Source organism: Bacillus sp. PAMC28748 (assembly GCF_014250415.1).
Lineage (GTDB): Bacteria > Bacillota > Bacilli > Bacillales > Bacillaceae > Bacillus > Bacillus licheniformis.
On the sequence record NZ_CP060192.1, the window covers coordinates 4,035,134 to 4,061,376 of the forward strand.

The window sequence follows — 26,243 nt, forward strand, 5'->3', positions numbered from 1 at the left end:
GGGAGACGAGCGCCGTGATTTATCTTGATTATGCAGCGACGACACCGGCATCAAAAGAAGCCTTGGACGCGTTTCAAAAACTTAGCACAGACGTATACGGAAATTCGAGCAGTCTGCACGATGCAGGAGGGAAAGCCGAAAACATTTTGCGCTGCTGCCGCCAAAGGATGGCAGAACTTTTATCCGGAGAAGAAGAAGGCGTTTATTTTACGAGCGGAGGCACCGAAGCCAACTTTTTAGCGATTCACTCCATCTTAAATGGACTTCCCGCCGGGAAAAAGCGCTTTTTAATGACAGAAATGGAGCATCAGTCGATCCATATTTTGAAACGGCATCTCGAGATGCTGGGATTTGATGTCGACTTGATGAAGCCGAATGCTTCAGGCATCATTACAAGGGATATACTTGAACGGCACCTCCGCCCGGATACGGGTCTGGTTTCGATTCAGCATGCCAATTCAGAAACAGGCGTCATCCAGCCTCTGGCAAAGCTCTCGGCTTACCTGCATAAGCGGGACGTGCTCTTGCACAGCGACTGCGTACAGACATTTGCCAAGATTCCGGTCCGCATTGATGAGCTCGGCGCTGATGCCTTATCGGTCTCAAGCCACAAAGTATACGGCCCAAAAGGAGTTGGGGCTGTCTATATTCGGCCGGGTGTAAACTGGAAACCCGTCTACCCGGGCACTTTGCATGAAAACGGCTTTAAAAGCGGCACCGTCAATGTCCCCGGAATCGGCGCTTTCATTACCGCTGCAGAGTCGACAATAAACCGCATGGATGCCGCGCATCTCAAATTCCAGGAGCTGCGCGCAGGTTTTCTGGAAGGAGTAAAAGACCGGAAGCTTCCCGTCTCCCTTGCTGTGCCCGATTCGGCAAATTCGCATGTTCTGCCGCATATTATAGGTTGTTTTTTTCATTCCTTTGAAGGACAATATACTATGCTGGAATGTAATCGGAGAGGAATTTGCATTTCTACCGGAAGCGCGTGTTCAGCGGGCTATCATGAGCCTTCGAATACGATGAAAGCCCTTTTGATCCCTAGGGAGCTCGCGCTTCAATTCGTCCGGATTTCATTCGGATGCGATACGACAAGCGAACATGTTGATAGGCTGTTGGACGTTCTTGAAGATATGATGAATGAGAAAGGAGACCATCGGATTGACAGACGGATTAAAACTTACGGGAGCTGAGCGGCGCCAGCAGCTGCTGGCTTGGCTGAAGGAGTCAGAGGCTCCGCTTACAGGAAGCGAGCTGGCCAAAAGAGCATCTGTTTCACGGCAGGTCATCGTACAGGATATTTCTTTATTAAAAGCAAAAAACGAACCGATCATCGCAACAAGCCAAGGGTACATGTATTTGCGGTCAGCCCTCGGCAAAAAACAGCCGGTTCAGCGGATCATCGCCTGTGACCACGAACCCGAAAAAACGGAAGAAGAGCTGAATCTGATCGTCGACTTTGGCGTAACGGTGAAAGATGTAACGATTGAACATCCGGTCTACGGAGACTTAACAGCTTCGATCAGGGTCAGCACAAGAAAAGAAGTCGCGGATTTCGTCAAAAAAATCTCTTCGACAAACGCCGCTTATCTGTCTCAGCTGACAAACGGCATCCATCTCCACACATTGGAGGCAGATGATGAAGAGAAGATCGAACAAGCTTGCGGCGCCCTGCAAAAAGCGGGCATCCTCATTCCCGAATAAAAGAAAAGGTCCTTTGCCGTTATCAGCGCAAAGGACCTTTCTTTTATAGTGTATATGCGTTGTAGGCACCGAGCATTTTCACCTTGCAGCCCAAAGCTTCAAGCTCAGCTATTGCACCTGGAATCAGCACGTCATCCAGGGCCATTTCAATATCAATAATGAAGAAATAATTGCCGAGACCGGTTTTTGTCGGCCGCGATTCAATTTTAGAAAGATTCAAATTTCTCCAGGCGAAAGCCGACAGCACTTGGTGGAGAGCTCCCGATCTGTCCGAAGGAAGGGTCACCAGCAAAGTCGTTTTCGGTCTTCCCTTGAGTTGAGGGTTGACCGGAGGGGATGCCTCGCGATCCGGATGAAGCATCACAAATCTCGTGTGATTGTATTCATAGTCATGCACATCTCTTTTGACGATGTCTAATCCGTAAGTATCTGCTGCCATTTCATTGGCGATCACGCCGATGTTCTCTTCCGGATTTTCGCTCACGTATTTTGCAGCTGCTCCGGTGGATGTCGCATATTCAAACGGAATGGAGCGGAACCGGCTGTGCAAAAATTTATGGCATTGCGCGATGGCATGGGAATGGGAATAAACCTTCTGAATGTCTTCCCAAGCCTCTTTTCTGGTAGGATGCACAAGCAAATGCTGACGGATGGGAGCGGTGATTTCTCCGACAATATAAAGAGGCTGTTCGTGAATTAAGTAGTCTATTGTCAGATTCACCGATCCTTCAATCGCATTTTCAAGCGGGACGACAGCCAGATCGATCTCCCCGTTCATCGCCGCATCCATGCAGGCCGGTATCGTGTTAAATGCTTGCTGGTCTGCATCTGAAAAGCAGGAGCAGACGGCAAGGTGCGTAAAAGTTGCTTCTGGACCTAAATAACCTACTCTCATACTCATGATATATGTCATTCTCTCCCTTAAGCGCCCGAACCTAGTATTTCGACCTTTTCTACGAATTCCAGCTTTCTTAATTTGTTCATCAGCAAATCGATATTTTCATCCATGCCTCTCGTACTGACAGAGAGCGTGACATTCGCTCTTCCTTGAAGAGGGATGGTCTGGTGGATCGACAGCACATTGCAGCCCGATTCAGCTACCACTTGCAGCAGATGGGACAGCGTTCCTGAGCGGTCCTCCAAATGAAAAAAAAGCGTGATAATCTGTTCCTTGACCATCGTATAAAAAGGAAAAACCGCATCTCTGTACTTATAAAAAGCGCTTCGGCTCAAATCTACCTTTTGTACGGCTTCAGCTACAGATTCCGCTTTTTTCCGCTCAATCAGCTTTTTGACCTCAAGTGTTTTCCGCATTGCCTCCGGCAGCACGTCTTCCCTGACAAGATAAAAGGTCTCCTCTTTCACAGACTTTTCTCTCCTTTTAAAAACCCTGATTCCTTTACATTGATCCTGCGAAAGGAAGGGCGTTCCTTTCAGCTAAAAGTCGGAGAGCTTGCTTGGCAAACTCTCCGGTATGATCAGTCGATAAATTCAAATTCAAATTCGAGAAGACGGATCGTATCCCCGTCTTTTGCACCGCGGGCCCGAAGCGCATCATCGACGCCCATTCCGCGAAGCTGTCTGGCAAAACGCTTAACAGACTCATCTCTTGAAAAGTCCGTCATTTTAAATAAGCGTTCAAGCTTGGCTCCGCTGAGCACGAAGGTGCCGTCAGGATCACGGCTGATCTCAAACGGCGCTTCCTCATCCTCAAGCTTATACATGACTCTGTTTTCAGCCATGTCTTCTTCGTCGTAGAGCGGGAATTCCGGCGTCGTTTCCAAACGGTCGGCAATTTCAAACAGCAGATCCCTCAAGCCTTGTCTGGTCACCGCGCTGATTGGAAAAACAGGATAATCATCTGTGAGCTTTTCTTTGAAAGCCTTCAGATTTTCTTCCGCATCCGGCATATCCATTTTATTGGCGACAATAATTTGAGGACGTTCTGTCAGCCTGAGATTATACTGTTCAAGCTCTTTATTAATGGTCACATAATCTTCATACGGGTCGCGCCCTTCAAGACCCGACATGTCAATAACGTGCACGATGACGCGCGTTCTTTCGATATGCCTGAGGAATTGGTGTCCGAGGCCAACTCCTTCGTGCGCCCCCTCAATCAGTCCCGGAAGATCCGCCATTACAAAGCTGCGGCCGTCTTCCGTTTCGACCATTCCGAGATTCGGGTTCAGCGTTGTAAAGTGGTAATCGGCAATTTTCGGCTTGGCCGAAGACACGACAGACAGGAGCGTTGATTTTCCGACGCTTGGGAAGCCGACAAGACCGACATCTGCCAAAACTTTCAGCTCGAGAACAATATAGCGCTCCTTGCCGGGTTCGCCGTTTTCAGAAAGCTGCGGCGCCGGGTTGGCAGGCGTCGCAAAACGTGTATTGCCCCGTCCGCCGCGTCCCCCTTTTGCGATGACGGCTTCCTGTCCGTGCTCCGTTAAATCAGCGATGACCTGTTTTGTATCATCGTCAATGACAACCGTGCCGGGCGGGACTTTCACAACCATGTCTTCGGCATTTCGGCCGTGCTGGTTTTTAGACATGCCGTGTTCTCCGCGCGCTGCCTTAAAATGTCTTTGATATCTAAAATCCATCAGCGTGCTGAGACCTTCGTCAACTTTGAAAACGACGTCTCCGCCTTTTCCGCCGTCACCTCCGGCAGGGCCTCCTTTTGGCACATATTTTTCGCGGCGGAAAGCAACCATACCGTTGCCTCCGTCTCCGCCTTTTACGTATATTTTCACCTGATCAACAAACATAATGTCCTCCGTTCTATTCCTAAAAAACCGCTTTACTTGATATGAATTTCGGCGATGCACTCACGGTCTGTTACATCAAACCGCTTGATTTCATAAAAGTCGGCCAGTGAATGATGAAAGTCTTTGATACCGGTCAGCTTTGTGAATACGCCGTGGAAATCGAGAAAGATGACGAGGCGGTCGTCCGGACCGTCCGTCTGCAGCGTGATCGTCAGATGATTGTCGCTGCCTTTCAAAACGGCATCGTCAAAAATCCCAAACAGCTTTCTGATGAGAACGACGAGCCTTTCTTCATAAGCTGACAAATCCTTGACTTGACCGATCACCTCATATTCAAGCGTCAGCGAATGGGCCATCCAGTTAAATGTAAGCAGCTCATACGCCGCGCGCGGGATTCTAAGGTTTGAAAGCTTTGATTCATGCTGAGCTTCGATGACCACTTCATCGATAATTTCAAATACGCGGTCATACTTTTTTAATGTTAAGTTTCCTTTAATCAATTGCAGTTTATTCATCCAGTCGTGCCTTGAGTGGCTGAGCAGATGGATAAGCTCATGGGTCAAAGCCTTATCGTCCATATTCTTTTCTCGTTTTTTCGAAGTTTCTTCCATTTTGGCACTCCCAATCGTTTGGTCTCTCTTTTAGGAGTCTGATTCAGTTTGTACTTTGAATTATAACAGAGAAGGCAGTATAAATGAAACACGTTTATATACTTTAACGAAGCAGAATCAGAGCGGAAACCCGGCCTTATTTAGGCGTCGGGAAGGTGTTTTAAGCAAGTCATGGTGCTGAATGTAAAAAACTCCGGTCAGAACGACCGGAGTTTCGTTTAAAGGTTAGGCTACAGGATATACGCTCACTTTTTTGCGGTTACGGCCGAAACGTTCGAATTTAACAGTTCCGTCGACTTTTGCATATAGAGTGTCATCTCCGCCGCGCCCAACGTTTTCACCTGGATAGATTTTTGTTCCGCGCTGACGATAAAGGATTGAACCGCCAGATACGAATTGACCGTCTGCACGTTTAGCACCTAGGCGCTTCGCCTCAGAGTCACGTCCGTTTTTCGTTGAACCTACTCCTTTTTTAGATGCAAAAAACTGAAGATCTAATCTTAGCATGTAGCTCACCTCCTATATTTTGTTCGTCGTTACTTTTAAGTAACCTTTGTAGTCTCGTTCGATCGTGTCAAGGGAGACGATCATGCCTTCGAGAAGGAGCTGCGCCTTTTCAAAAGCCTCACGATCCGTACCGTCCGGGAAGCGGAAAGATAAAAACCCGCCGTCTTCCCCGAGGTCAATGACCGGCTCAATGCCCGTCAGCTTCATTACGGCATTGACGGCTCCAAAGGCGACCGCCGACGCCCCTGCGCAAACGAGATCCTGACCATGTTCAGCAAAATTCGCATGTCCCGACATTTCAAAGCCCAAGATGTCTTTGTTCGATCGGGATCTTGTAATCTTTGCATGAATCATATCATACACGCCTTAAGCGTTGATTTTTTCGATAACAACTTTAGTGTAAGGTTGACGATGACCTTGTTTTTTGTGTTGGTTTTTCTTCGGCTTGTACTTAAATACGGTAATTTTTTTAGCGCGGCCTTGTTTTTCAACTTTGCCTGTTACCGTAGCACCTTCAACCGTAGGGCTGCCAACTTTAACATTTTCACCGCCGACAAACAATACGTTGTCAAAAGTAACTGTTTCGCCGGCTTCAGCAGCAAGCTTTTCGACGTATACAGTTTGGCCTTCTTCAACTTTGATTTGTTTTCCGCCTGTTTGAATAATTGCGTACATCTCTGCACCTCCTAATAAACTAAGACTCGCCAGTCACAGGGGGCTAAGAAAGCACTTAACGCCTGTGCTGAGCGGTTGTAGCACGGGTGCTACATCCATAACATTAAAAAATATACCAGAAAAGAGCCCGAGTGTCAATGTCTTTTAGAAGGATGGTCAATAAACCAGAAGCAGATCTTCCATTGAGGAAGTCGTGCGCTTGTCTGTAAAATAAGCGTGGAGAACTTCATTTTCATCCAGCTGGCTCAGTTTTTGTCCGTCCTTCTCAATAATGATCGGGTGTTTGCAGCCCCTTTTAAACATGAGCATGACCTCATAAATCTGCTGTTCGGCGCACACCGTGATCGGTGCGAGTCGCCGCACTTCCCTCTCATTTCCATAGTAGCGCTCAAGCAAAAAACGGATATGGGCGTAATGCCGATTGCGATATTCCTGGTAAAGGGATGCAGCCAAAAATACGAGAAGCACCCAAGCGCTCAGCTGCGACGGGGAGACCAGCAGAGTCGCCGCGATTAGAACAGCGCAGCAAAAGCACGATACAGCCAGCATCATCCGCTGCGCTTTCTGATACGGAAGGTGTTTTGAAAACAGCAGAAACAGCAGCTTCCCGCCGTCAAGCGGCCAAATAGGAAACAGATTTATCAAGAGGATGGTCAGATTGTAAAAAGTAAACGTTTCAAATATATGAGGGCTGATGAGCGAATTGACCGCCAAAAGCCAGGCTGCAAATTGAAGCCAAATGTGCTGAACAGGCCCCGCGGCGATGACGGCAAGCTCTTCCTTTAACGGTCTGTTGCCGTGTTCATCGACTTCCAGCGTTCCTCCAAAAGGCAGCAGGAAAATGCCTTTAATTCTCCATGAAAAATAAACGGCAGCAGCAGCGTGGCCAAGCTCGTGGATCAAAATAATGATCATTAAACAAAACAGCGCTTTAATATGTCCTGTCATGATACCGATCGCCATGACAAGCCACAGCAGCGGATGAATGTGAAGCTTGGTGAAGAGCTCCGTCCATTTACTCAAATGTGATCACCTGTATCGGATCAACAAATTCCTCTCCTTGTTTGATCGCAAAGTAATAGATGCCTTTTTGATTTTTATCCTGCTCAATCGTTCCGAGCTTCGTTCCTTTATCTATATAATCGTATAAAGCGACATCCGCTTTTTTCAGCTGGCCGTAGTAGGTATAGCTGTTGTCCGCATGCTGCAAGACCACCGTCAGGCCTGTTTCCGGATTTTTGTCCACTTCAATGACATAGCCTTCCTTCATGCTGCGGATCGTTTCGTCTTCTGTTTCTACCTTAATGCCCTGCCCTGAGAATTTCTCCTGAACCTTTCCTACGGCAGGTACAGCGAGATCCTGATTCACCTCGACCTGGCCGGACGGTTTGGCGCCTTTCGGCTGAAAGAATGCGAGGGGATCGCCGAACTTGGATTCATACCAATTCTGGAGGGCCGCAAATTGGAACTCTTCAGTAAACACCTGGCTGATAACCGGTTTGATTTGGTTTGCGGGTTCAAACTGGCCTTTGTAGGCAATGGCGGACACAAGAACAAGGCATGCCGACAGAAGACATTTCAAGATGAGCGCATCCGCCTTGACAAGCGGGTGCTTCCCGTTTATCAGCAGGGAACTTCCTTCAGGCGGAGGGAAGTCTCCTCCTTTTTCATCTTCCGAAAAGGCTGTCCATGCAGGCGGCTTGAGCGGCCGCTTTTTGCCGTCTGATGAAAAGGGCTGTTTGTCCGGTGTTTTCCGCTTTCTTTTCCTGGCCATTCTTTTTCGAATCCCATCTGCTCTATGACTCATAACCCTCATCCTTTACATTCAGGTTCGTTTGTTCAATGATATGCCTTGTCCCAGGGAATTATGACGGAACATTGACATAAAACTAAAAGGTTTCATATAATAGAAAGGAAACCATTTGGTTTTACTTTTTTCTAGGAGGTCTATTATGAGCAATCAACTAGTGCCTGATATACATAAACAGGCTGTTTTTCACGCATCGATAGAAAAAGTGTGGGAGGCCGTCGCCACCAGTGAAGGCATCGCCGCCTGGTTTATGCCTAATGATTTCCGCCCGGAGATCGGCTGCGAATTCACCCTGCAGTCTCCTTTCGGCCCCTCCCCGTGCAAAGTGATCGAGCTTGATGCGCCGCATCGACTCGCTTTCAGCTGGGATACGTCGGGATGGATCGTCACATTTGAATTGAAAGAGCTTTCTGCAGAAAAAACCGAATTTACCCTGATTCATTCAGGATGGGGTGCGCCGGAAGAAACGGTTTCAAAAGCGGGAGAAAAGCAAGCGGATGTCCGCAATCGGATGAATGGCGGCTGGGAAACAATCGTCAATCAAAAGCTGCGTCAGGCAGTTGAGGGCTAGTGACATCCGCCGCAAAACATGATGTGTTCCAAGCCGTTTCCGATCCCTCCCGGCGAAAAATGCTGGAGCTCCTCGCCGGCAAAGAATTGCCTGTCACAGATATCAGCAGCCATTTCCCGATGAGCCGGACGGCTGTTTCAAAGCATCTCAGAGTTTTGTCCGAAGCAGGCCTAGTCAGCGGGAGAAAAGCGGGCAGAGAAAAACTGTACAGGCTTCATCCCGAACCTCTCGCCGAGCTGCAGCAGTGGCTCGCCTACTTCGACATGTATTGGGACAATAAGCTTTCCTTGCTAAAGCATAAAGTAGAAAACGATCAATAAAACTGCAAAAAAAGCAATCTCGCTTTGGAGATTGCTTTTTGCAGTTAAGCGCGTACGCCGAAAAATGATTTAATCTTTGCGAAAACGCCTTTATTTTCTTCTTCAAACGACTGTAAAGGCACAGATTCGCCCAGCACGCGGCGGGCGATGTTCCGGTATGCGATTGAAGCTTTATTATTCGGGTCCATGACGACAGGCTCCCCGTTATTGGAAGCTTTAATCACTTCATCATCATCCGCAACAATACCGATCAGTTCGATCGACAAGTGCTGAATGACTTCATCAACATCCAGCGTATCGCCGTTTTTCATTAAGTGGTTGCGGATCCGGTTGACGACAAGTCTCGGCGGCTCAATATTTTCTTCCTTTTCAAGCAGGCCGATGATCCGGTCAGCGTCACGAACAGCGGAGATTTCCGGTGTTGTCACGACAATCGCCTTGTCTGCGCCCGAGACCGCATTTTTATAACCTTGCTCAATCCCTGCAGGGCAGTCAATGACAATGTAGTCGAAGTCTTGTTTGAGCTGCTGGATCAGCTTGACCATCTGCTCGGGCAAAACAGCCGACTTATCGCTTGTCTGAGCGGCCGGCAGCAAATAAAGCAAATCATCAAAGCGCTTATCTTTCACAAGCGCCTGATGGATTTTGCATCGTTCCTCAACGACATCCACCAAATCATATATGATTCTATTTTCAAGGCCCATGACAACATCAAGATTGCGCAGGCCGATATCCGTGTCAACGAGACATACCCGTTTCCCCAAAATGGCCAAGGCGGTGCCAAGATTTGCGGACGTCGTCGTTTTGCCTACTCCGCCTTTCCCCGAGGTTATTACGATAGCTTCACCCAATTTTACATTCCTCCCTCAAGCCTTGTTAAACTAGGTCTTAAATGAGCTAATTGCTGAAGGCGGTCAATGACCATATTCTCATTTTCATCTAAATAAGCACATTCCATGTCGTTCCCTTCTTGGATGTTGTCTGGGGAGCGATTGAGCACATGATTGATACGCAATTGAGTCGGTCTCATATCCGAAGCCGCAATAACAGCTCGTTTATTTCCATTAAAACCGGCGTGGGCAATCCCTCTTAATGAGCCGAGGATGAAAATATTCCCTCCGGCTTTCACCATTCCTCCCGGATTCACATCCCCAATGAGAAGCAAATCACCCTCCGTTTCAAGGACTTGCCCGGAACGGACAATCTTAGCGACAGAAATAATTTCGCTTTCCGCTTTTAAGCGGTTTGCTTCATCTTTGGTCATGACTTCACTTTCAATGGAGTGGATGAACAGATTTTGTTTCTCAGTGATCACATCGGTCAGGATCTGTTCTTGCTCCTCGGTCACATAGCGGTGGCCGAGCTTAACGAGAACATTGATTTTCTGGCCTTTTCCATCCATATAATGTTCGAGTGACAGCATATCCTGAAGACCGTACAATAATTCTTCAAAAGAGCATGTGTCATCAAGATGAAGCGTCAATCCATTTTTCGTTCCTTTAATTGTTACGTATTGCTGCTTTTGGGTCTTCACGGTGTTCACCTCAACATCATACTCTTTTCGACATCGGCTCATAAAATCCTCTTTTTACTCATTCCTCAGCTCTTTCTTAAGACTGGTAAAAAACCATTTGAACGGGTAAATGAGCAGAAGGCCGCCAACGGCGTTCAGCGCAAGCGTGGGCAGGAGCCTGCCGAGCACAAATTGATGGAACGGCATAATTTCCGGACGTATCAGCATCTGCACGCCATATTGGTAAAATTCAAGAACACAGACGGCGAGCAGCGAAATAAAAATGACGACCAGCGCGTTTGTCTGCAATACTTTGAACGCTTTTGACGATAAATAGCAAATACCGGCAAAACCAAACATATATACACCTAAAAGGTCGGTGTAATTAATATCATATAACAGTCCGAAAATAAATCCATATGTAATGGCAAAAGGCTGATTGACATAAGCCGTCATAAAAACTAAGACAAGCAGCAGAAAACGCGGGATGAGCTGCTGTTCTTCCGTCACAAAAGGCAAGTTGACAAAATCCGCATAGACGCTGTCAGATACTAAAACAAACATCATGACGACGGGAAGAAGGAAGCGTTTCACGACCCTTCCTCCTCATCGTCCATCTTGTCGACATCCACCGTATCAAGCGTTCTGTCGACGACGATGACGTTATCAAGGTTATACATATCGGCTGCCGGCTCTACATAAGCGATTTTCGTCAAACCGTAGGAATCTGGTTCAACCTCTGTCACTTTTCCGATTGTCAGGCCTTTAGGAAAAACGCCGCCCGCACCGGAAGTTTCGACGAGGTCACCTTTTTTCACTTCCCTGTCTTCATCAGGCTCGATGATTTCCATGGAAAGCGCCTTTTTATCTGAGTCGTAGCCGTTGATGATTCCGTTCACCGTTTTCTTGCCTTTATCTGCAGCGATAACTGTGGAGATTCTGTTGTTTCTGTCTGTTGCGCTTAAAAGCTGGACGGTGGAAGTGAAATTGTTCACTTTTGTGCTTTTGATTTTTCCGATCAAGTTGCCGTTTTCATCTGTTACCGCCATATCCTTCTCAACGCCGTGCTTTGAACCTTTGTTGATCGTAATCAGGTTCCACCACTCATACTTATCGGGATTTCTGGCGATAACGGTCGCCAGAATCGGCGTGTAGTCTTTAATTGATTTCAGATGGCCGAGCTCTTTTCTTAAAGACTTATTTTCATTTTCAAGCTCCTGCAGCTTTGCCTCGTATTGTGTCTGGCCGTCGAGCTTTTTCCGCAGGCGCTCATTTTCGCTGTACGTATTTTTTAAGTCTTCGATATTTTCAAAGAAGCCCGCAAAAAATTGAGCGGGCGTATGAAAAATCGTCTGGAATACACCAGTTGTATCGCCAATAAATTTTTCGGGCCAAGTTGCATTCCGGTCATTCTTTAACGAAAATCCAATCATTGCCACTAAAATGATGATACAAAGGAGTAAAAGCATCAACCGTTTATTTGTAAAAAACTGCGGCATGATTATACACCTCTTCTATTCCCTGTGTCCTTAATTTTTGCCTTTAAATAGATGAATTTGCTCGAGAGCTTTACCTGTTCCGATCGCTACACAGTCAAGAGGGTCTTCCGCAATTAAAACCGGCATTTTCGTTTCTTCGCTGATGACTTTGTCCAGGTGGCGCAGCAGTGCGCCGCCTCCCGTAAGGACGATTCCGCGGTCCATAATATCAGCCGCGAGTTCAGGCGGAGTTTTTTCAAGCGTATTTTTTACGGCATCGACAATGGCGGTCACAGTGTCGCGAAGAGCCGCTGTAATTTCTTTTTCAGTGATTTCAATCGTTTTCGGCAGGCCTGTTAAAAGATCGCGGCCGCGGATCTCCATGCTTTCTCCGTTTTCAGAAGCTTCGGCAGAACCGATTTCAAGTTTGATCGCTTCTGCAGTCCGGTCACCGATCATCAAGTTATATGTTTTTCTAATATAAGTAATGATTGCTTCATCCATTTCATCTCCGGCAACGCGGATAGACTGGGATGTGACGATGCCGCCGAGGGAAATAATCGCGACTTCGGTCGTTCCGCCTCCGATGTCGACCACCATGCTTCCAGTCGGCTCCCAAACAGGAAGGTTTGCACCGATCGCCGCTGCAAACGGTTCTTCAATCGGATATGCATCTCTCGCTCCGGCCTGGCGCGTGGCGTCGATAACCGCACGCTGCTCGACGGCCGTAATTCCCGACGGGACACAGACCATGACATACGGCTTTCTCGCAAATAAGCCTTTGTTTTTAACTGCTTTGCTAATATAATGCTTCATCATTGTCGCTGTTGTTTCATAATCAGCGATTACGCCATCCTTCATCGGGCGGAGGGCAACGACATTGCCGGGCGTACGTCCGATCATGTTTTTCGCATCATTTCCGACTGCGACAATCTGCTTTGTGTCTGTTTGCAGTGCAACGACAGAAGGCTCCCTGACGACAATTCCTTTACCTTTCACAAAAACAAGCGTATTCGCCGTTCCTAAATCTATTCCAAGGTCTCTCGCACCAATTCCAAACATTTGTATGTATCTTCCTTTCTTAAAACAATATTCCTAAGCAAAAACCCATAAATTCTATTATAGCTTAATTTAATGAAAAAAAAAGTGTTACAAATATCCTTTTTCTTTTAAGCTCACAAATTTTTGATCACCGATGATGATATGATCGAGCAATTCGATTCCGAGCAGCTGTCCGGACTCGTGAAGGCGCTGTGTAACTTCTATGTCTTCGCGGCTTGGAGCCGGATCTCCGGACGGATGATTGTGGACGCAGATGAATGAAGCTGCGGAGCGCTTTAAAGCTTCTTTAAACACTTCCCTCGGATGGACGATTGAAGAGTTCAGGCTCCCTATAAAAACCGTGCGCTTGTGGATCACCTGGTTTTTCGTGTTCAGATACACACATACGAAGTGCTCCTGAGAGAGAAAGCGCATATCCCCCATTAAAAAATTGGCCGCATCTTCGGGAAAACGAATCACATAACGGTCTTTGCAAGCCAGACTGTGAATGCGCCGGCCAAGCTCAAGGGCCGCCAAAATCTGCACGGCTTTTGCGCGGCCGATCCCGGAAATGCTTGAAAGCTCCTCGGCGGATGCTTCTTTTAACAAACGGAGGCCGTCAAACGTTTGAAGCAGCCGGCTTGAAAGCTGAAGAACCGATTCTTTTTTCGTACCGGTTCTGAGCAGTATCGCAAGCAGTTCATGGTTTGACAAACTTTCGGCGCCTGTGTTGAGAAGGCGCTCCCTTGGCCTTTCTTCATCAGGAAAATCTTTTAATTTCAATGGCAGATCGCTTATGATAAACCCTCCCTTTTGATTCCCTTCTCGTTCGGTACATCAAAAGGAGTGGAGATCAAACGTTTTCAGCATTCTCATCGTTTTGGAAATCGGAAGGCCCACAACTGTATAATAGTCTCCTTTTATCTGTTTGACAAAAAGCGCGCCTTTTCCTTGTATTCCGTATGAACCGGCTTTATCAAACGGTTCTCCCGTAGCGATGTAAGCGCTGATTTCCTTTTCTTCAAGAGGCCAAAAAGAGACTTCGGTTTCCTCAAAAAATGTTTCGCATCTTTCGCCGTCCTTAATGCAGACGCCGGTGAGCACTGAATGGGTCTGTCCCGAAAGCATGCTCAGCATCCGTTCTGCATCTTCGGCATCTTTGGGCTTGCCCAAATAAGCTCCGTCATAATAAACAATGGTGTCGGCGCCAAGCACGACGGCATCAGGATATTGTTCGGCTACTGCACGCACTTTTTGTTCCGCCAACCATTTGACGTTTTCTGCTGGTGAAAAGTTTCGAATTAATTTTTCTTCCGCATTGCTCGTAACGATGCTGTACGGAATCTGCAGGAGATCGAGGAGTTCCTTTCTGCGGGGTGATTGTGAAGCCAATATGAGCTGTCGGGTCATAAGAAGCCATCCTTTCAAAGGTTTTTGCATAGGAAAAAAAGATACCTGTTTTATCCTACCAAAAGAACGCCGCCGCCACAATTTCAGAAAAATAACTTTTTAATGACAAAAATCGCGAAAATAAAAAAACCAGCACGTCTGCTGGTTTTCTATTTATTTAATTTGGCCCAGCAATAGCTGCTGGCTCTTCCAGCCGTTGGCTGCGGTCGGTTTCTCCAGAAGGTTGACGGCTTCCAGTATGCTCTTCTTTACCTCTTCAGAGCCTTTTGATTGGGCCCCGTCAAGTTGAGCTTTGACATCGGCTATGTTTTGAGATGTAACCTCCGCGCCGAGAATCGCTTTTGCCGACAGCTCAGCCGCTTCTTTAAAAGGCTCCAGCAAACCGGACTCGATTGCAACCGGAAGCTCTTTTCCGCCCCACGCTTCAAAATCGTTTTCGATTAATATTTTGCCAAGTTCAGATGTCATCTGCTTTTCTCCCGTTATTCCGGCGATTACATAAAACCCGTCGTCCTTGGCAATCGACACGGCGGCATACCCCTTGTCTGCGATTTGAGAGGCCAGCGTATCCGCTCCTTCTTTAGACGAAAACTTTCCGGCCTGAACGGCGAAGCTGTTAAAAGATTCTCCCGCTTGTCCGCTATTTTTTTCTCCGCTCTTTTTCTCCTCGGCACCGGAGTCACCGGCTTTAACGGTCTGGCCGTTTTCAGCATCCGCCCCAAGACTGCCGGAAGCCGGCACTCCTTCTTTATGCGTTGCGAGATTCAGCGCAAACAGACCGAGTCCCGTCCCGAGCAAAACAGCAAAGACGATGGTCGCGGCAAATCGCTTCACAGGATACGTAAGAGACGTTTTCGTTTTGCGGTTGTTTTTGGGCTCGTTTTTCTTTTGATAAGGCGCCACCACTTTAGGATCGTCTTTGTAGACGGTTTCTTCTTCGTCCGGTGGCGTCCATGTAAATTCACCTGTTTCATGTGTGCCGTCCTCTTTTGAAGCCGATATTTCCCGTTCTGCCTTTCTCTTTTCTTCCCAGTTCGAAAAGGTAAACTTCTTTTCTTCATTTCTGTTGGAAAACTCTTTTTCATTTCCGTAGATAGTCTCTTCTCTGCCGTTGATCATCACTTTAAGCGGGTCTTGTTCGGGCGCTTTTTTAGCTGAGTTTTTCTTGCTTTTCCGTTTTTTCATATGCTTCCCTCGCTTTCTGTTAATTGTTTTATATTGATTTAGGCGGCAGCTTGGCCGCTCTCTATACGCTCGGCAGAGGGAAGCCAGAAGGAAGGAGGAGTTCTCCTAAAGGCTGTCCCTCTTAATGTCCACACTTTATCACAGCCTCAAAAAAAAAGAACAAGACTTTTGTCGTCTTGCCCAAAAAGGTTTCGTCAAATTTTTCACCACCATGCCGTTTGAAGGTACCACTCGATCATTGGTTCGCCATAGAAGCAGCTCGTCAGCGTCCCGGCCAGAATCGCGGGAGCAAACGGCATTGGTTCATTTTTCTTCAGTTTGCCTGCCAGGAGTGCAATAAGACCAAGCACCGTTCCTGCGGCTGCCGAGAGGAAAAAAGCGAGAACGAGGAGGCGGCTGCCGAGCGCCATGCCGATTACCGCAAACAGCTTTACGTCTCCCCAGCCGATCCCCCCTTTCGTCAAAAGCAGCGTCAAGAGGGGCAGCATACCGCCGGCCATCGCACCGCTCAAACTTGAGTGCCACTGTTCCAGAGGAACAAGGAATCGTCCGACGGCAAAGACAGGCAGGAAAAAACAAAGAACAGCATCCGGAATGATCATGTGTGTCACATCAGATACAAAGACGATCAAAAGCAGAGATATAAGAGCAAGCACAATCACCAGCTCCCCCTCATGCCCAACGTGCATGCCGGCAAACGCAAACAGGATGGCGGCGGAGAGCTCAACTGCCGGATACACGATCGAGAGCGGGGTTTGACATCCTTTGCACCTCCCCCGCTGCATCAAATAGGACAAAACCGGTATCAGCTCCGAGAAGCCCAGCTGCCTTTTGCAGACGCGGCAGAGGGAACGCGGAGCAATCAATGATATCTTTTCAGGAATGCGGCGCCCGGCCGAATTAAAAAAAGAGCCGAGCACTAAACCTGCCGTAAAAAGGTAAAAGATGAACATCGTTATCAACCTCGCAGAATCAAATTTCATGAAAAAAGCTGCTGCCTAGCGGCTGTTATTTTAGCAAATATGAAGCGCCTCCTCTTTTCCTAAAACATAAAAATGCGCCGTCAGCCGGTGGCCAAAAGCGCATTTTTATGTTTTATTCAGTTAAAGCTGCCCTGACGGCGGAAATAAAATAAAGCGACCCGGTGATAACGACCACCGCTTTTTCCTCTTCAGCTTTTTCTTCGATATACCGGAAAACAGAGGCGATGTCTTCATCAAATGTTTTATAATCAGCGGTACTTTGCTCAAACAGCTTTTGAGCGGATTCCGCCCTCGGGAAATCAAAGGATGTGAAGTGAATCGATGACGCAAACGACTCGATTTTGCGGATCATGTCTCTGTACGGCTTATCTTTAAGAGCGCTGAAGCATACGTGAATATTCCGCCCGGCGAAGTGGGAGGAGATCGTCTCGGCCAGCCGCTCCATCCCTTCTTTGTTATGAGCGCCGTCGATATAAACAAGAGGCTTGTTCAATACCTTCTCAAACCGGCCGGGCCATCCCACGTTACGAATGCCGCGTTTCAGCTCTTTTTCGCCGATCGCCGCATGTTTTTCGGCTGTCAGCCATTCGGCCGCAAGTATGGCCAAAGACGCGTTTTGCCGCTGATGGGTGCCGATCAGGCTTGTTTCAATTCCTTCATAATGATGTAACGGTGTTTTCAACGAAAACTGCTCTCCCTCAGGCAATGAAAGCTCCCCGTACAGCTGGCAATCCTCGTGAAGGGATATAAAAGCAGATTCTGTCTCCATCGCCTTTCGCTTTATCACCTCAGCCGCTTCATGCTGATGAACGGCTGTGATAACAGGAACGCCGCGTTTGATGATCCCTGCCTTTTCCGCGGCAATCTCTTTCAATGTACCGCCTAATATCGCCGTATGGTCATGGCCGATCGAAGTGATGACCGTTAACATCGGCTTCACGACGTTTGTCGAATCCAAACGGCCGCCTAAGCCCGTTTCAAAAATAACAAAATCTGTCCGCCTGTATTTAGCAAAATATAAAAATGCGCATGCCGTAATAATTTCAAATTCTGTGGCGGCTCCGAATTCGGTTTTTTCAAGCTCAAGGACAAGAGGCCCGACCTCATTAAAGAGCGCCGTCCATTCTTCATCTGAGATCGGGGCGCCGTCAACGCTGATCCGTTCGTTAAAGGTGATGATATACGGTGATGTGAAGGTGCCTGCTGTATAACCGGCTTCATTTAATACCGAACGGAGAAAAGCGATCGTTGAACCTTTTCCGTTTGTTCCGGCGACATGAACCGCATTGAGCTTTTTCTCGGGGTGCCCGAGCTTTCTCAGCAGCCATTCCATTCGTTCCAAACCCGGCTTCACGCCGAATTTAAGCCTTCCGTTAATCCAGCTGAGTGCTTCATCAAACGTTTTGAACAAGCGCATTCCTTCCCTTCAATTGATGAAGGTGTTTTCCAGCGGCTTTAGAAAGACCTGGAAAACACCTCCTTTTTCGTGTTATCAGTTTTTCAATTCGGCGATTCTTTTTTCTACAGCTTCACGCTTCGCCGTATAATCGGCTTCTTTCGCCCGCTCTTCTTCAATGACATGTGCAGGTGCTTTTTTCATAAATCCTTCATTGCTTAATTTCTTCTGAACCCGTTCAACTTCCTTCGTCAGCTTATCGAGTTCTTTTTGAAGGCGGCTGATTTCTTCGTCAATGTTAATCAGACCTTCGAGCGGCAAGATCAGCTCGGCGCCAGATACGACAGCGGTCATCGCTTTATCGACCGCTTGAATATCCGTTCCGATCTGAAGAAGGCTCGGATTCGTAAAGCGTTCTACGTACAAACGGTTTTCTTCAAGTCGTTCAGCGATTTCCGGCGTGCTCGTTTTAATATAAAGTTCAATCTGCTTGCTGAGCGGCGTGTTAACTTCGCTGCGGATGTTCCGTACGGCGCGGATGACTTCAACGAGAAGCTTCATATCCGCCGCGGCCTCGGTGTCCGTATATTCTTTGACGGCCTCAGGCCATTTGGCGACTGTAATGGATTCCCCTTCGTGAGGAAGATGCTGCCAAATCTCTTCCGTCAGGAACGGCATAAACGGATGCAGGAGGCGCATCGTTTGATCCAGCACATACGCTAAAATGGAGCGGGTTGTCTTCTTCGCCGCTTCATCTTCGCCGTAAAGCGGAAGTTTAGCCATTTCGATGTACCAGTCACAGAAATCATCCCAGATAAAATTGTAGAGATGGCGGCCAACCTCGCCGAATTCGTACTTGTCGGCCAGCTGTGTCACGGTTTCAATCGTTTCATTCAACCTTGTTAAAATCCACTTATCGGCAACGGATTTTTCCCCTGACAGGTCAAGCTCTTCGTATGTCATGCCGTCCATGTTCATCAGAGCGAACCTTGATGCGTTCCAAATCTTGTTCGCAAAATTCCATGTTGACTCTACTTTTTCAAAGCTGAAGCGTAAATCCTGACCCGGAGAGCTTCCTGTTGCAAGGAAGTAGCGCAGCGAATCCGCTCCGTACTTGTCGATTACATCCATCGGATCGACGCCGTTTCCGAGCGATTTGCTCATTTTGCGGCCCTGGTCGTCGCGGATGAGCCCGTGGATCAAGACATCTTTAAACGGACGTTCTCCGGTAAATTCGATACCTTGGAAGATCATTCTCGATACCCAGAAGAAAATAATATCGTAGCCTGTGACAAGGACGTTCGTCGGATAGTAGCGCTTGAAATCTTCCTCATCGATATCAGGCCAGCCCATCGTTGAAAACGGCCAAAGAGCGGAACTGAACCATGTATCAAGAACGTCTTTGTCCTGCTCCCAGTTTTCTGCATCTTCCGGCGCTTCAACGCCGACATAGATTTCACCGGTTTCTTTATGGTACCATGCCGGAATCCGATGGCCCCACCAGAGCTGGCGAGAAATGCACCAGTCGCGGATATTTTCCATCCAGTGCAGATACGTTTTTTCAAAACGGTCAGGGACGAAGTTGACTTTGCCTTCGCTTTTTTGCAATTCGATGGCGGCGTCGGCAAGCGGCTGCATTTGCACGAACCACTGTGTTGACAAATACGGCTCAACGACTGCTCCGCTTCGTTCGCTGTGGCCGACCGAATGCGTATGTTCTTCAATCTTGAACAGCACGCCCTCTTCCTGAAGATCTTTCACGATCTGCTTGCGGCATTCAAAACGGTCCATGCCTTTATATTGAAGGGCATTGTCATTCATCGTGCCGTCTTCATTCATGACGAGAATGCGTTCAAGGTTGTGGCGGTTTCCGATTTCAAAGTCGTTCGGATCATGGGCAGGCGTAATTTTGACGGCGCCTGAACCGAATTCCATATCGACATAGTCGTCTCCGACAATCGGGATTTCTCTGCCCGTGATCGGCAGAATGACCGTTTTTCCGATTAGGTGTTTGTACCGCTCGTCTTCCGGATGCACCGCAACCGCTGTATCGCCGAGCATTGTTTCCGGACGGGTCGTCGCAATTTCAATCGAGCCTGAACCGTCTTTCAGCGGATATCGCATATGATAGAACGCACCTTGTACGTCTTTATAGATGACTTCGATGTCTGACAAAGCCGTTTTGGTTGCCGGATCCCAGTTAATGATATATTCTCCGCGGTAAATCAGCCCTTTTTCATAAAGCTTTACAAATACTTCGCGCACCGCTTTAGAAAGCCCCTCATCGAGGGTGAACCGCTCCCTAGAATAATCGAGGCCGAGACCGAGCTTTGCCCACTGGCTGCGAATAAAATCGGCATATTCCTCTTTCCAATTCCATGTTTCTTCAAGGAATTTTTCGCGTCCGAGATCATAGCGCGTTTTTCCTTCTTCACGAAGCTTCGCTTCTACTTTTGCCTGGGTTGCAATACCGGCGTGGTCCATACCCGGCAGCCAGAGCACGTCATAGCCCTGCATCCGTTTCATTCTTGTCACGATATCCTGCAAGGTGGAATCCCAAGCATGCCCCAAGTGCAGCTTACCCGTCACATTCGGCGGGGGAATGACAACGGTGTACGGTTCTTTTTCAGGATCGTTTTTCGCTTCGAAAAATTTGCCGTTCACCCAATAGTCGTATCTGTCTTTTTCAACTGCAGACGGATCGTATTTTGTCGGCATCGTCAGTTCTTGATTATCCATTTTCAAACCTCCAACAGTATTAAACGGCTGAACAATAAAAAAGAGTCCTCTTGATCCTGTTAAAAGGACGAAGAGAACTCTCTCGCGGTACCACCTTTTTTCATGAATGCAAAAAAAACGCATTCACGCACTTAAATGGGATAACGGGACTTTCCCGAATTTCTCTACTTTTTTGTTCGAGAAATTGCGCTCCTGGGCGACCTTCCAAAAAAGACTGACTGGGAGCCTTTCAGCGAACCGGCTTCCCTCTCTGCAAGCGTCTGTTTTTGTACTCTTCCCATTCAAAGCGGGTGATCATTGACTTTTCAGCACGTACTTTTTCTTATATTACTAAATCTTTTTCATTTTCGTCAATCATCTTTTCCGTTTTTCTGTTGTTTTATACGAGATTGGGCCATGCACACAAGCTCCTTTTCCTCATATGATGCTGTAACGAAAAGGAGAGGAGGCATAAGATGCGAAAAAAATTCAACACATATTCATTCCAGCCGTGGCTGAAGCAAGTCAGGCTTGTTGCTGTTCAAGTCGTCCTCCCGATTACGATATTCCAGGGCATCCGCACGATCATCTTTCCTACCACATTTGATGTCCTCCTTTTGGGCATTCTCATATTCCTTGCGTGCGCCTTTCACCTTGACTGGATTTAAGCACGAAAAAAAGTCCGCATCATGATGATGGGGACTCTGTTTCTTCCTGCAGTTTTCTGTTTTCTTCCGTCTCGTGAATGCTCATCACAAGCGGCTCAGCGTTTTTCATTTGCCAGTACGCCTTTAAAAGCCTTGTGCAGGCTTCTTTTTCCCCGAGCCCCTTCTCATGTTCGTAGCGGTTCAGTACGCCGAATACAGGCCCCGGGTAAGCCATATAGCTGAGGAATAAGCCGATTTCTTCCTCCCGCAAAGGATAGACATTGTGATACGTATAAAACCAGTTTACACATTCCGTGCACATAACGGGGTTCGTCTTAAACATTCTAGTAAAAAATACGATGAGATCATTTGCAGGCGGCGCATGTCCCGCTTTCTCAAAGTTCGTAAAGTAACCCGTTCCGGTATCGTTATAGAGAAAATGCCGAACGGACAGGTGCCCGTGGTTTAAGACCATTCTGGCAGACTCTTTTTCTCTCATGGCTTCATGCCAATCTTCAAGGCGGGCGAGCGCAAAGTCGGCAGCTGATATCGTCTCTTTGAAATACATGGCCGCCTGAAGCTGGAACGGGGACATATACCATTCGTTTTCCGCTTTCATGATGAATGCTTCATATTTCTGTTTTTGCTGTTCCCATTTCCGTTTTGTCCGTTCATAGTGTCCGAGTATTTCTTCCCGCCTCACGCCGAGCTCTTTTTCCGTCCGCTGGTGAAGAAGAGCGATTTCTTTAAACATATATTCGTGTTTTTGATCCCGCTCTTCCTCCCTTTCAAGAGTAAGCCAGGGCATGAGATAGCAGACATCTTCTCCGGCTTGCGTTAAAAATTCGCCTGTGCGGTTTCGATAGACAGGAACGAACTGCCTGTAGCCTTTTTCCTCCAGCATGATCATCTGTTCCGTGAAGCGGGTGTTTCTTGAAGCCGCCAATTTTTTCAGAGCAAATACACCGTGATCCGTATACACTTTCCACACCTTTGAACTGACGGACTCCATATATTCAGGCGTAAGACCGTACTCATTTAAAACAGACTGGATGCCTTCCATCGGCTTCACCACATTTTTATCAATGCATTAGGCATGGCTGTTTTGATAATCCGGTATATAAAGGATCTGTCCCTCTTTTAATTCCTCGTCAAGGGAAAGGGAATTCATCCGGATGAGCTGCTGGACGTTAATATCATAGCGCTCGCACAGAAGATCAATCGTATCATTTTGCTGAACGATGCACATCCTCATTCGAGTAAACTCCTCCTCTCCCTGCTTTGTAAACAGCTTTGTCAAATAGAGTGCGTTGTCGTTTTCCTTTGCTGACACTTCCTGTTCATCCGCTGCCTGCATTTCATCTCTTTCTTCTTCGGGCTCCGTCTGCTCATGAAACGAATATTCCGGGATTTCAATCGTATGCCCGGCTTCCTCTTCTTCATCAATCGCTTCTGCTTCCTGTGTCACCTCAACCTCAAAAGCCTCAGGCTCCCTGTCATTCTGGTCTTCCTTCAGAAGAGGAGGAACACTGTAGAACGGGTTCTCTTTCAGTTCCTCGTGAGGTTGATAAGAGCTGTGCGACAGCTCCGGCTCTTCTTCCGCTTCTTCTCTTTTCAGCTCATATTCTTCCGGTTCCTCTTCCACTTTCTCTCTTTTCAGCTCATATTCTTCCGGTTCCTCTTCCACTTTCTCTCTTTTCAGCTTATATTCTTCTTCCGGCTGTTCAAGAGAGGCTTCTTTTTGATTTTCTATTTCGCGCTTCGTACGCTCTGCCGCCGACAAAGACGCTGTAAAAAACGGTTTAGCTTCCTCTGTGTCGTTTCCGAGAAACGACTGGTAAATCGGAACCGTTTCCTCACCGGTATCATGTTCTTCCGCCTGTTCTTCGTCCTGCTCTTCGTAAGGTCTGTCAAGCTGGATCAAATATTCTTTCTCTTCACCCTGATCTTCGTCGTTTGAAGGTGATCTGTAGGCAGGTTCGAGCTCCTCTTCCGGATGGACGGCCGCAGGCATAGTGCGCGGTTCTTCTTCACCCGCTTCACCGCTCACATTCAAGAGGCCTTCAATCGCCAAATCAGCCTGAATCGTCAGCATCCTCGCATCTGTCAGCTGATAATCGAAAGCGTCAATAAAAACAAATACGTCGTTTAAATGATTGACTTTGTCTTTCGGGATGGTGATATCCACTGGGAAACAATGCGTCAGCTCTGCGCTGCCGTCCCCTTTCAGCTTTACATCTTCTACAAATCGGCTTGTCGCAGGCAGCTCTGCATACTCCCGGGTTTGATCTATGTTGTATTCGCCTGTCAGCTCTAATGACCCTCGTATGGATACATAATCATTTACTTCCTGAACGGTAATGTCAGGATCCAATGAAATCGATAATAATTCGGATACTTCCTGTCCTTTTTGAAAACAGATTGACTCTTCTACAGAAAATTGCAAACGATTGTTTTGCGGCAAACTGATATCCTCCCTTCACCTAATTTTTAAAATTAGATGTCAGTAAAGATGTATGTGAAAAGCAGGCAGAATATGAACAGAAAAATCAGCAGCCGTTTTCGGCACCATGCAAAAAAGAGCCGCCGGCAATGTCCGGCAGCCCTTTTCTTTATCTGGAGCGGCTGATTCTTTCGAATACGCGTTCAGCAGCTTTAATCGTATGCTCAATGTCGTCATCCGTATGAGCGGTTGACAAGAACAGCCCTTCAAACTGTGAAGGCGGCAGAAACACGCCTTCATCGGCCATTCCTTTATAATATTCGGCAAACAGTCCGAGGTCAGACTGTTTCGCTGTATCATAATTGATGACCGGTCCATTTGTGAAGAAAAAGCCGATCATAGACCCCGCCCTGTTGAATGTACACGGAATGCCATTTTTCTCTGCAGCTTCAGAAATTCCTTTTTCCAAGCGGTCAGCTTTGCGGGAGAATTCCCGGTAGGATTCAGGGGTCAGCTGTTTCAACGTTTCAAGTCCGGCTGTCATGGCAAGCGGGTTGCCGGACAGCGTCCCGGCCTGATAGATCGGACCGCTCGGCGCGATCTTCTCCATGATTTCCGCCTTTCCTCCATAAGCGCCGACAGGAAGACCGCCGCCGATCACTTTTCCGAGGCATGTCAAATCAGGCGTCACCCCGAAATAGCCTTGGGCACAGTTGTAATCCACCCTGAATCCTGTCATCACTTCATCAAATATCAGCAGGGCGCCATGCGTCTCAGTCAGCTCGCGAAGCCCTTCGAGGAACCCTTTAACCGGCGGTACGACGCCCATATTGCCAGCGACAGGTTCAACGATGACGCCTGCAATGTCATCTCCGAATTCTTGAAAGACAAGTTTCATGCTTTCCAGATCATTGTAAGGAACGGTAATCGTGTTTTTTGCAATGCTTTCCGGAACTCCGGGGCTGTCAGGGAGGCCGAGTGTCGCTACTCCCGAGCCCGCTTTAATCAGCAGGGAATCACCGTGTCCATGGTAGCAGCCTTCAAATTTTACGATTTTGTTACGGCCTGTGTATCCGCGCGCCAGCCGCAAGGCGCTCATCGTCGCCTCCGTACCGGAGCTCACCATCCGGACGATTTCTATGGAAGGAACGCGGTCGATGACAAGCTCGGCAAGCTCGGTTTCCAGTTCTGTCGGCGCACCGAAGCTTGTCCCGTGTTCTGCCGCCTTTTGAATCTCTTTCACCACTTTTTCATTGCTGTGGCCCAAAATAAGCGGTCCCCATGACAGGACATAATCGATGTATTCGTTTCCGTCAATATCATAGATTTTTGATCCTTTTCCCCGCCCCATAAAAATCGGGTCCATGTTGACTGATTTAAAGGCTCTGACCGGGCTGTTCACCCCGCCCGGCATGACTCGTTGCGCCTCTTCGAATGCCGCTTTAGACTTCTCATAGCTCCGCATCCTCTAAAACCCCCAGTTCAAATTCTTATTCCGAAATCCATTTTGCCGCGTCTTTTGCAAAGTACGTAATGATCAAATCGGCGCCAGCCCGCTTCATGCTTGTCAGCATTTCGAGAACAAGAGCTTTTTCTTCAATCCATCCGTTTTGGGCGGCGGCTTTGACCATAGCATACTCCCCGCTCACATTGTATCCGACAACAGGCAGGTTAAATTCGTTCTTCACTTCTCTGACGATATCAAGATATGAAAGCGTCGGCTTGACGATCAGAAAATCGGCGCCTTCTTCCACATCGGATTTTGCCTCCCGGAGAGCTTCCCTGCGGTTGGCATAATCCATTTGGTACGTCTTGCGGTCGCCAAACTGCGGACTGCTTCCCGCAGCATCGCGGAACGGTCCGTAAAAAGCGCTCGCATATTTTACAGCGTACGACATGATCGGCACATTTGTAAATCCTTCCTGATCAAGCGCTTCCCTGATAGCGGCAACGAAACCGTCCATCATGTTTGACGGCGCAATAATGTCAGCGCCTGCACGGGCTTGGCTGACAGCGGTTTTTGCCAAAAGAACAAGCGATTCGTCATTTAAAATTTCACCGTTTTCCACCAGGCCGCAGTGACCGTGGTCCGTGTACTCGCATAGGCACGTATCGGCGATAACGACAAGTTCAGGAAAGTCCTGTTTAATTTGTGCAATCGCTTTTTGGACGATGCCGTGATCGTGATAGGCTCCGCTTCCCACATCATCTTTGTGCTCAGGCACGCCGAAGACGATCACAGATTGAATGCCGAGGCTTGCGACTTCCTCCATCTCCTCTTTCAAACGGTCCAAAGACAGCTGGTACACGCCCGGCATAGAAGGAACTTCGCTTTTGACGTTCTCTTCCTCGGTAACAAATATCGGATAAATGAAATCAGATGCTCTTAACTCGGTTTCCCTTACTAATTTCCGCATACCTGCTGTCGTCCGCAGGCGGCGGTGTCTTTGAAATGATGCTTCCATT

Annotated in this window: 29 protein-coding genes and 2 other annotated features; of the genes, 5 read left to right on the plus strand and 24 right to left on the minus strand. The window is 47.8% G+C overall.

Features of this window, described 5'->3' with window-relative positions; all coding sequences use genetic code 11:
- Nucleotides 1–14: 14 nt before the first annotated feature.
- Nucleotides 15–1,193, plus strand: coding sequence for an IscS subfamily cysteine desulfurase (locus tag H7F26_RS20880; RefSeq protein ID WP_003184013.1), 1,179 nt, complete (start codon nucleotides 15–17; stop codon nucleotides 1,191–1,193).
- On the plus strand, nucleotides 1,162–1,704 hold the full coding sequence (locus H7F26_RS20885; protein ID WP_003184015.1) for a transcription repressor NadR: 543 nt from the start codon (nucleotides 1,162–1,164) through the stop codon (nucleotides 1,702–1,704). Before H7F26_RS20880 ends, H7F26_RS20885 begins: the two co-directional genes overlap by 32 nt.
- Nucleotides 1,705–1,747: 43 nt before the next feature.
- Here H7F26_RS20885 and pheA read toward each other — a convergent pair whose 3' ends face one another.
- The 9 genes from pheA to H7F26_RS20930 all read right to left on the minus strand — a co-directional run bounded on the left by pheA (nucleotide 1,748) and on the right by H7F26_RS20930 (nucleotide 8,069).
- Nucleotides 1,748–2,599, minus strand: a complete 852-nt coding sequence (pheA, locus tag H7F26_RS20890; RefSeq protein ID WP_025805050.1) for a prephenate dehydratase — start codon at nucleotides 2,597–2,599, stop codon at nucleotides 1,748–1,750.
- 26 nt (nucleotides 2,600–2,625) lie between these two features.
- Entirely contained in the window at nucleotides 2,626–3,069 is a 444-nt protein-coding gene (locus H7F26_RS20895) for an ACT domain-containing protein (RefSeq protein WP_003184018.1), read from the minus strand.
- A gap of 113 nt (nucleotides 3,070–3,182) precedes the next feature.
- Nucleotides 3,183–4,469 carry a GTPase ObgE gene (obgE, locus tag H7F26_RS20900; protein WP_003184021.1) on the minus strand — a complete coding sequence of 429 codons (1,287 nt, stop codon included), beginning with the start codon at nucleotides 4,467–4,469 and terminating at the stop codon, nucleotides 3,183–3,185.
- A gap of 32 nt (nucleotides 4,470–4,501) precedes the next feature.
- Nucleotides 4,502–5,080 carry a sporulation initiation phosphotransferase B gene (locus H7F26_RS20905; RefSeq protein ID WP_003184022.1) on the minus strand — a complete coding sequence of 193 codons (579 nt, stop codon included), beginning with the start codon at nucleotides 5,078–5,080 and terminating at the stop codon, nucleotides 4,502–4,504.
- 225 nt (nucleotides 5,081–5,305) lie between these two features.
- The gene (rpmA, locus tag H7F26_RS20910; protein WP_003184023.1) at nucleotides 5,306–5,587 is read right to left on the minus strand and encodes a 50S ribosomal protein L27; all 282 of its coding nucleotides are present in this window, start codon (nucleotides 5,585–5,587) and stop codon (nucleotides 5,306–5,308) included.
- A 12-nt stretch (nucleotides 5,588–5,599) separates the two neighbouring features.
- Nucleotides 5,600–5,941, minus strand: coding sequence for a ribosomal-processing cysteine protease Prp (locus H7F26_RS20915; RefSeq protein ID WP_003184025.1), 342 nt, complete (start codon nucleotides 5,939–5,941; stop codon nucleotides 5,600–5,602).
- A 12-nt stretch (nucleotides 5,942–5,953) separates the two neighbouring features.
- A complete protein-coding gene (gene rplU / locus H7F26_RS20920) occupies nucleotides 5,954–6,262 on the minus strand; it encodes a 50S ribosomal protein L21 (protein WP_003184027.1) in 309 nt (102 codons plus the stop codon).
- 12 nt (nucleotides 6,263–6,274) lie between these two features.
- Nucleotides 6,275–6,349 (minus strand) — a sequence feature (ribosomal protein L21 leader region).
- A 69-nt stretch (nucleotides 6,350–6,418) separates the two neighbouring features.
- Nucleotides 6,419–7,285 carry a M50 family metallopeptidase gene (locus H7F26_RS20925; protein WP_003184028.1) on the minus strand — a complete coding sequence of 289 codons (867 nt, stop codon included), beginning with the start codon at nucleotides 7,283–7,285 and terminating at the stop codon, nucleotides 6,419–6,421.
- On the minus strand, nucleotides 7,278–8,069 hold the full coding sequence (locus H7F26_RS20930; RefSeq protein ID WP_044789852.1) for a M23 family metallopeptidase: 792 nt from the start codon (nucleotides 8,067–8,069) through the stop codon (nucleotides 7,278–7,280). The genes H7F26_RS20925 and H7F26_RS20930 overlap by 8 nt, the downstream gene beginning before the upstream one ends.
- Nucleotides 8,070–8,211: 142 nt before the next feature.
- On the opposite strand from H7F26_RS20930, the gene H7F26_RS20935 reads away from it, so the two are divergent.
- The gene (locus H7F26_RS20935; protein WP_369878943.1) at nucleotides 8,212–8,643 is read left to right on the plus strand and encodes an SRPBCC family protein; all 432 of its coding nucleotides are present in this window, start codon (nucleotides 8,212–8,214) and stop codon (nucleotides 8,641–8,643) included.
- A gap of 59 nt (nucleotides 8,644–8,702) precedes the next feature.
- On the plus strand, nucleotides 8,703–8,963 hold the full coding sequence (locus tag H7F26_RS20940) for an ArsR/SmtB family transcription factor (protein WP_202604349.1): 261 nt from the start codon (nucleotides 8,703–8,705) through the stop codon (nucleotides 8,961–8,963).
- Nucleotides 8,964–9,007: 44 nt separating this feature from the next.
- On the opposite strand, the gene minD is transcribed toward H7F26_RS20940, so the two are convergent.
- The 11 genes from minD to H7F26_RS20995 form a co-directional block, all read right to left on the minus strand.
- On the minus strand, nucleotides 9,008–9,814 hold the full coding sequence (gene minD / locus H7F26_RS20945) for a septum site-determining protein MinD (RefSeq protein WP_003184035.1): 807 nt from the start codon (nucleotides 9,812–9,814) through the stop codon (nucleotides 9,008–9,010).
- A gap of 2 nt (nucleotides 9,815–9,816) precedes the next feature.
- Entirely contained in the window at nucleotides 9,817–10,497 is a 681-nt protein-coding gene (gene minC, locus H7F26_RS20950; protein ID WP_011198163.1) for a septum site-determining protein MinC, read from the minus strand.
- Nucleotides 10,498–10,551: 54 nt separating this feature from the next.
- Nucleotides 10,552–11,070, minus strand: coding sequence for a rod shape-determining protein MreD (gene mreD, locus H7F26_RS20955; RefSeq protein ID WP_003184039.1), 519 nt, complete (start codon nucleotides 11,068–11,070; stop codon nucleotides 10,552–10,554).
- Nucleotides 11,067–11,975 (minus strand): rod shape-determining protein MreC, encoded by a 909-nt coding sequence (gene mreC, locus H7F26_RS20960; protein WP_003184040.1) that lies wholly within the window; start codon nucleotides 11,973–11,975, stop codon nucleotides 11,067–11,069. The genes mreD and mreC overlap by 4 nt, the downstream gene beginning before the upstream one ends.
- A 30-nt stretch (nucleotides 11,976–12,005) precedes the next feature.
- Complete coding sequence (locus tag H7F26_RS20965; protein WP_003184042.1) at nucleotides 12,006–13,016, minus strand: rod shape-determining protein; 1,011 nt, start codon at nucleotides 13,014–13,016, stop codon at nucleotides 12,006–12,008.
- An 87-nt stretch (nucleotides 13,017–13,103) separates the two neighbouring features.
- A complete protein-coding gene (gene radC, locus H7F26_RS20970; protein ID WP_003184045.1) occupies nucleotides 13,104–13,778 on the minus strand; it encodes a RadC family protein in 675 nt (224 codons plus the stop codon).
- Between the two features lie 54 nt (nucleotides 13,779–13,832).
- Nucleotides 13,833–14,405 carry a Maf family protein gene (locus tag H7F26_RS20975; protein ID WP_003184048.1) on the minus strand — a complete coding sequence of 191 codons (573 nt, stop codon included), beginning with the start codon at nucleotides 14,403–14,405 and terminating at the stop codon, nucleotides 13,833–13,835.
- Nucleotides 14,406–14,558: 153 nt separating this feature from the next.
- Nucleotides 14,559–15,590 carry an SPOR domain-containing protein gene (locus H7F26_RS20980; RefSeq protein WP_003184050.1) on the minus strand — a complete coding sequence of 344 codons (1,032 nt, stop codon included), beginning with the start codon at nucleotides 15,588–15,590 and terminating at the stop codon, nucleotides 14,559–14,561.
- 203 nt (nucleotides 15,591–15,793) lie between these two features.
- A complete protein-coding gene (locus tag H7F26_RS20985) occupies nucleotides 15,794–16,543 on the minus strand; it encodes a prepilin peptidase (RefSeq protein ID WP_011198164.1) in 750 nt (249 codons plus the stop codon).
- 142 nt (nucleotides 16,544–16,685) lie between these two features.
- Nucleotides 16,686–17,984 carry a bifunctional folylpolyglutamate synthase/dihydrofolate synthase gene (locus H7F26_RS20990; protein WP_026080808.1) on the minus strand — a complete coding sequence of 433 codons (1,299 nt, stop codon included), beginning with the start codon at nucleotides 17,982–17,984 and terminating at the stop codon, nucleotides 16,686–16,688.
- 81 nt (nucleotides 17,985–18,065) lie between these two features.
- Complete coding sequence (locus tag H7F26_RS20995; RefSeq protein ID WP_003184055.1) at nucleotides 18,066–20,708, minus strand: valine--tRNA ligase; 2,643 nt, start codon at nucleotides 20,706–20,708, stop codon at nucleotides 18,066–18,068.
- 60 nt (nucleotides 20,709–20,768) lie between these two features.
- Nucleotides 20,769–21,002: a binding site (T-box leader), on the minus strand.
- Nucleotides 21,003–21,163: 161 nt separating this feature from the next.
- Here H7F26_RS20995 and H7F26_RS21000 point away from each other — a divergent pair.
- Complete coding sequence (locus H7F26_RS21000) at nucleotides 21,164–21,355, plus strand: hypothetical protein (RefSeq protein ID WP_003184058.1); 192 nt, start codon at nucleotides 21,164–21,166, stop codon at nucleotides 21,353–21,355.
- 19 nt (nucleotides 21,356–21,374) lie between these two features.
- Here H7F26_RS21000 and ysxE read toward each other — a convergent pair whose 3' ends face one another.
- The 4 genes from ysxE to hemB all read right to left on the minus strand — a co-directional run bounded on the left by ysxE (nucleotide 21,375) and on the right by hemB (nucleotide 26,242).
- Complete coding sequence (ysxE, locus tag H7F26_RS21005) at nucleotides 21,375–22,397, minus strand: spore coat protein YsxE (RefSeq protein WP_009329292.1); 1,023 nt, start codon at nucleotides 22,395–22,397, stop codon at nucleotides 21,375–21,377.
- A gap of 27 nt (nucleotides 22,398–22,424) precedes the next feature.
- Nucleotides 22,425–23,798 (minus strand): LysM peptidoglycan-binding domain-containing protein, encoded by a 1,374-nt coding sequence (locus H7F26_RS21010; RefSeq protein WP_011198165.1) that lies wholly within the window; start codon nucleotides 23,796–23,798, stop codon nucleotides 22,425–22,427.
- A gap of 148 nt (nucleotides 23,799–23,946) precedes the next feature.
- Nucleotides 23,947–25,242 carry a glutamate-1-semialdehyde 2,1-aminomutase gene (hemL, locus tag H7F26_RS21015; protein ID WP_003184061.1) on the minus strand — a complete coding sequence of 432 codons (1,296 nt, stop codon included), beginning with the start codon at nucleotides 25,240–25,242 and terminating at the stop codon, nucleotides 23,947–23,949.
- A gap of 25 nt (nucleotides 25,243–25,267) precedes the next feature.
- A complete protein-coding gene (gene hemB / locus H7F26_RS21020) occupies nucleotides 25,268–26,242 on the minus strand; it encodes a porphobilinogen synthase (protein ID WP_003184063.1) in 975 nt (324 codons plus the stop codon).
- Nucleotide 26,243 lies beyond the last annotated feature (1 nt).

Excerpts from the sequence above, each read along its gene's own strand:
- pheA (WP_025805050.1), bottom strand. The coding sequence starts at position 2,599 with ATGAGAGTAGGTTATTTAGGTCCAGAAGCAACTTTTACGCACCTTGCC.
- obgE (WP_003184021.1), bottom strand. The coding sequence starts at position 4,469 with ATGTTTGTTGATCAGGTGAAAATATACGTAAAAGGCGGAGACGGAGGC.
- H7F26_RS20905 (WP_003184022.1), bottom strand. The coding sequence starts at position 5,080 with ATGGAAGAAACTTCGAAAAAACGAGAAAAGAATATGGACGATAAGGCT.
- rpmA (WP_003184023.1), bottom strand. The coding sequence starts at position 5,587 with ATGCTAAGATTAGATCTTCAGTTTTTTGCATCTAAAAAAGGAGTAGGT.
- H7F26_RS20915 (WP_003184025.1), bottom strand. The coding sequence starts at position 5,941 with ATGATTCATGCAAAGATTACAAGATCCCGATCGAACAAAGACATCTTG.
- rplU (WP_003184027.1), bottom strand. The coding sequence starts at position 6,262 with ATGTACGCAATTATTCAAACAGGCGGAAAACAAATCAAAGTTGAAGAA.
- H7F26_RS20930 (WP_044789852.1), bottom strand. The coding sequence starts at position 8,069 with ATGAGTCATAGAGCAGATGGGATTCGAAAAAGAATGGCCAGGAAAAGA.
- H7F26_RS20940 (WP_202604349.1), top strand. The coding sequence starts at position 8,703 with ATGCTGGAGCTCCTCGCCGGCAAAGAATTGCCTGTCACAGATATCAGC.
- mreC (WP_003184040.1), bottom strand. The coding sequence starts at position 11,975 with ATGCCGCAGTTTTTTACAAATAAACGGTTGATGCTTTTACTCCTTTGT.
- H7F26_RS20965 (WP_003184042.1), bottom strand. The coding sequence starts at position 13,016 with ATGTTTGGAATTGGTGCGAGAGACCTTGGAATAGATTTAGGAACGGCG.
- H7F26_RS20975 (WP_003184048.1), bottom strand. The coding sequence starts at position 14,405 with ATGACCCGACAGCTCATATTGGCTTCACAATCACCCCGCAGAAAGGAA.
- H7F26_RS20980 (WP_003184050.1), bottom strand. The coding sequence starts at position 15,590 with ATGAAAAAACGGAAAAGCAAGAAAAACTCAGCTAAAAAAGCGCCCGAA.
- H7F26_RS20985 (WP_011198164.1), bottom strand. The coding sequence starts at position 16,543 with ATGTTCATCTTTTACCTTTTTACGGCAGGTTTAGTGCTCGGCTCTTTT.
- H7F26_RS20995 (WP_003184055.1), bottom strand. The coding sequence starts at position 20,708 with ATGGATAATCAAGAACTGACGATGCCGACAAAATACGATCCGTCTGCA.
- H7F26_RS21000 (WP_003184058.1), top strand. The coding sequence starts at position 21,164 with ATGCGAAAAAAATTCAACACATATTCATTCCAGCCGTGGCTGAAGCAA.
- ysxE (WP_009329292.1), bottom strand. The coding sequence starts at position 22,397 with ATGGAAGGCATCCAGTCTGTTTTAAATGAGTACGGTCTTACGCCTGAA.
- hemL (WP_003184061.1), bottom strand. The coding sequence starts at position 25,242 with ATGCGGAGCTATGAGAAGTCTAAAGCGGCATTCGAAGAGGCGCAACGA.
- hemB (WP_003184063.1), bottom strand. The coding sequence starts at position 26,242 with ATGGAAGCATCATTTCAAAGACACCGCCGCCTGCGGACGACAGCAGGT.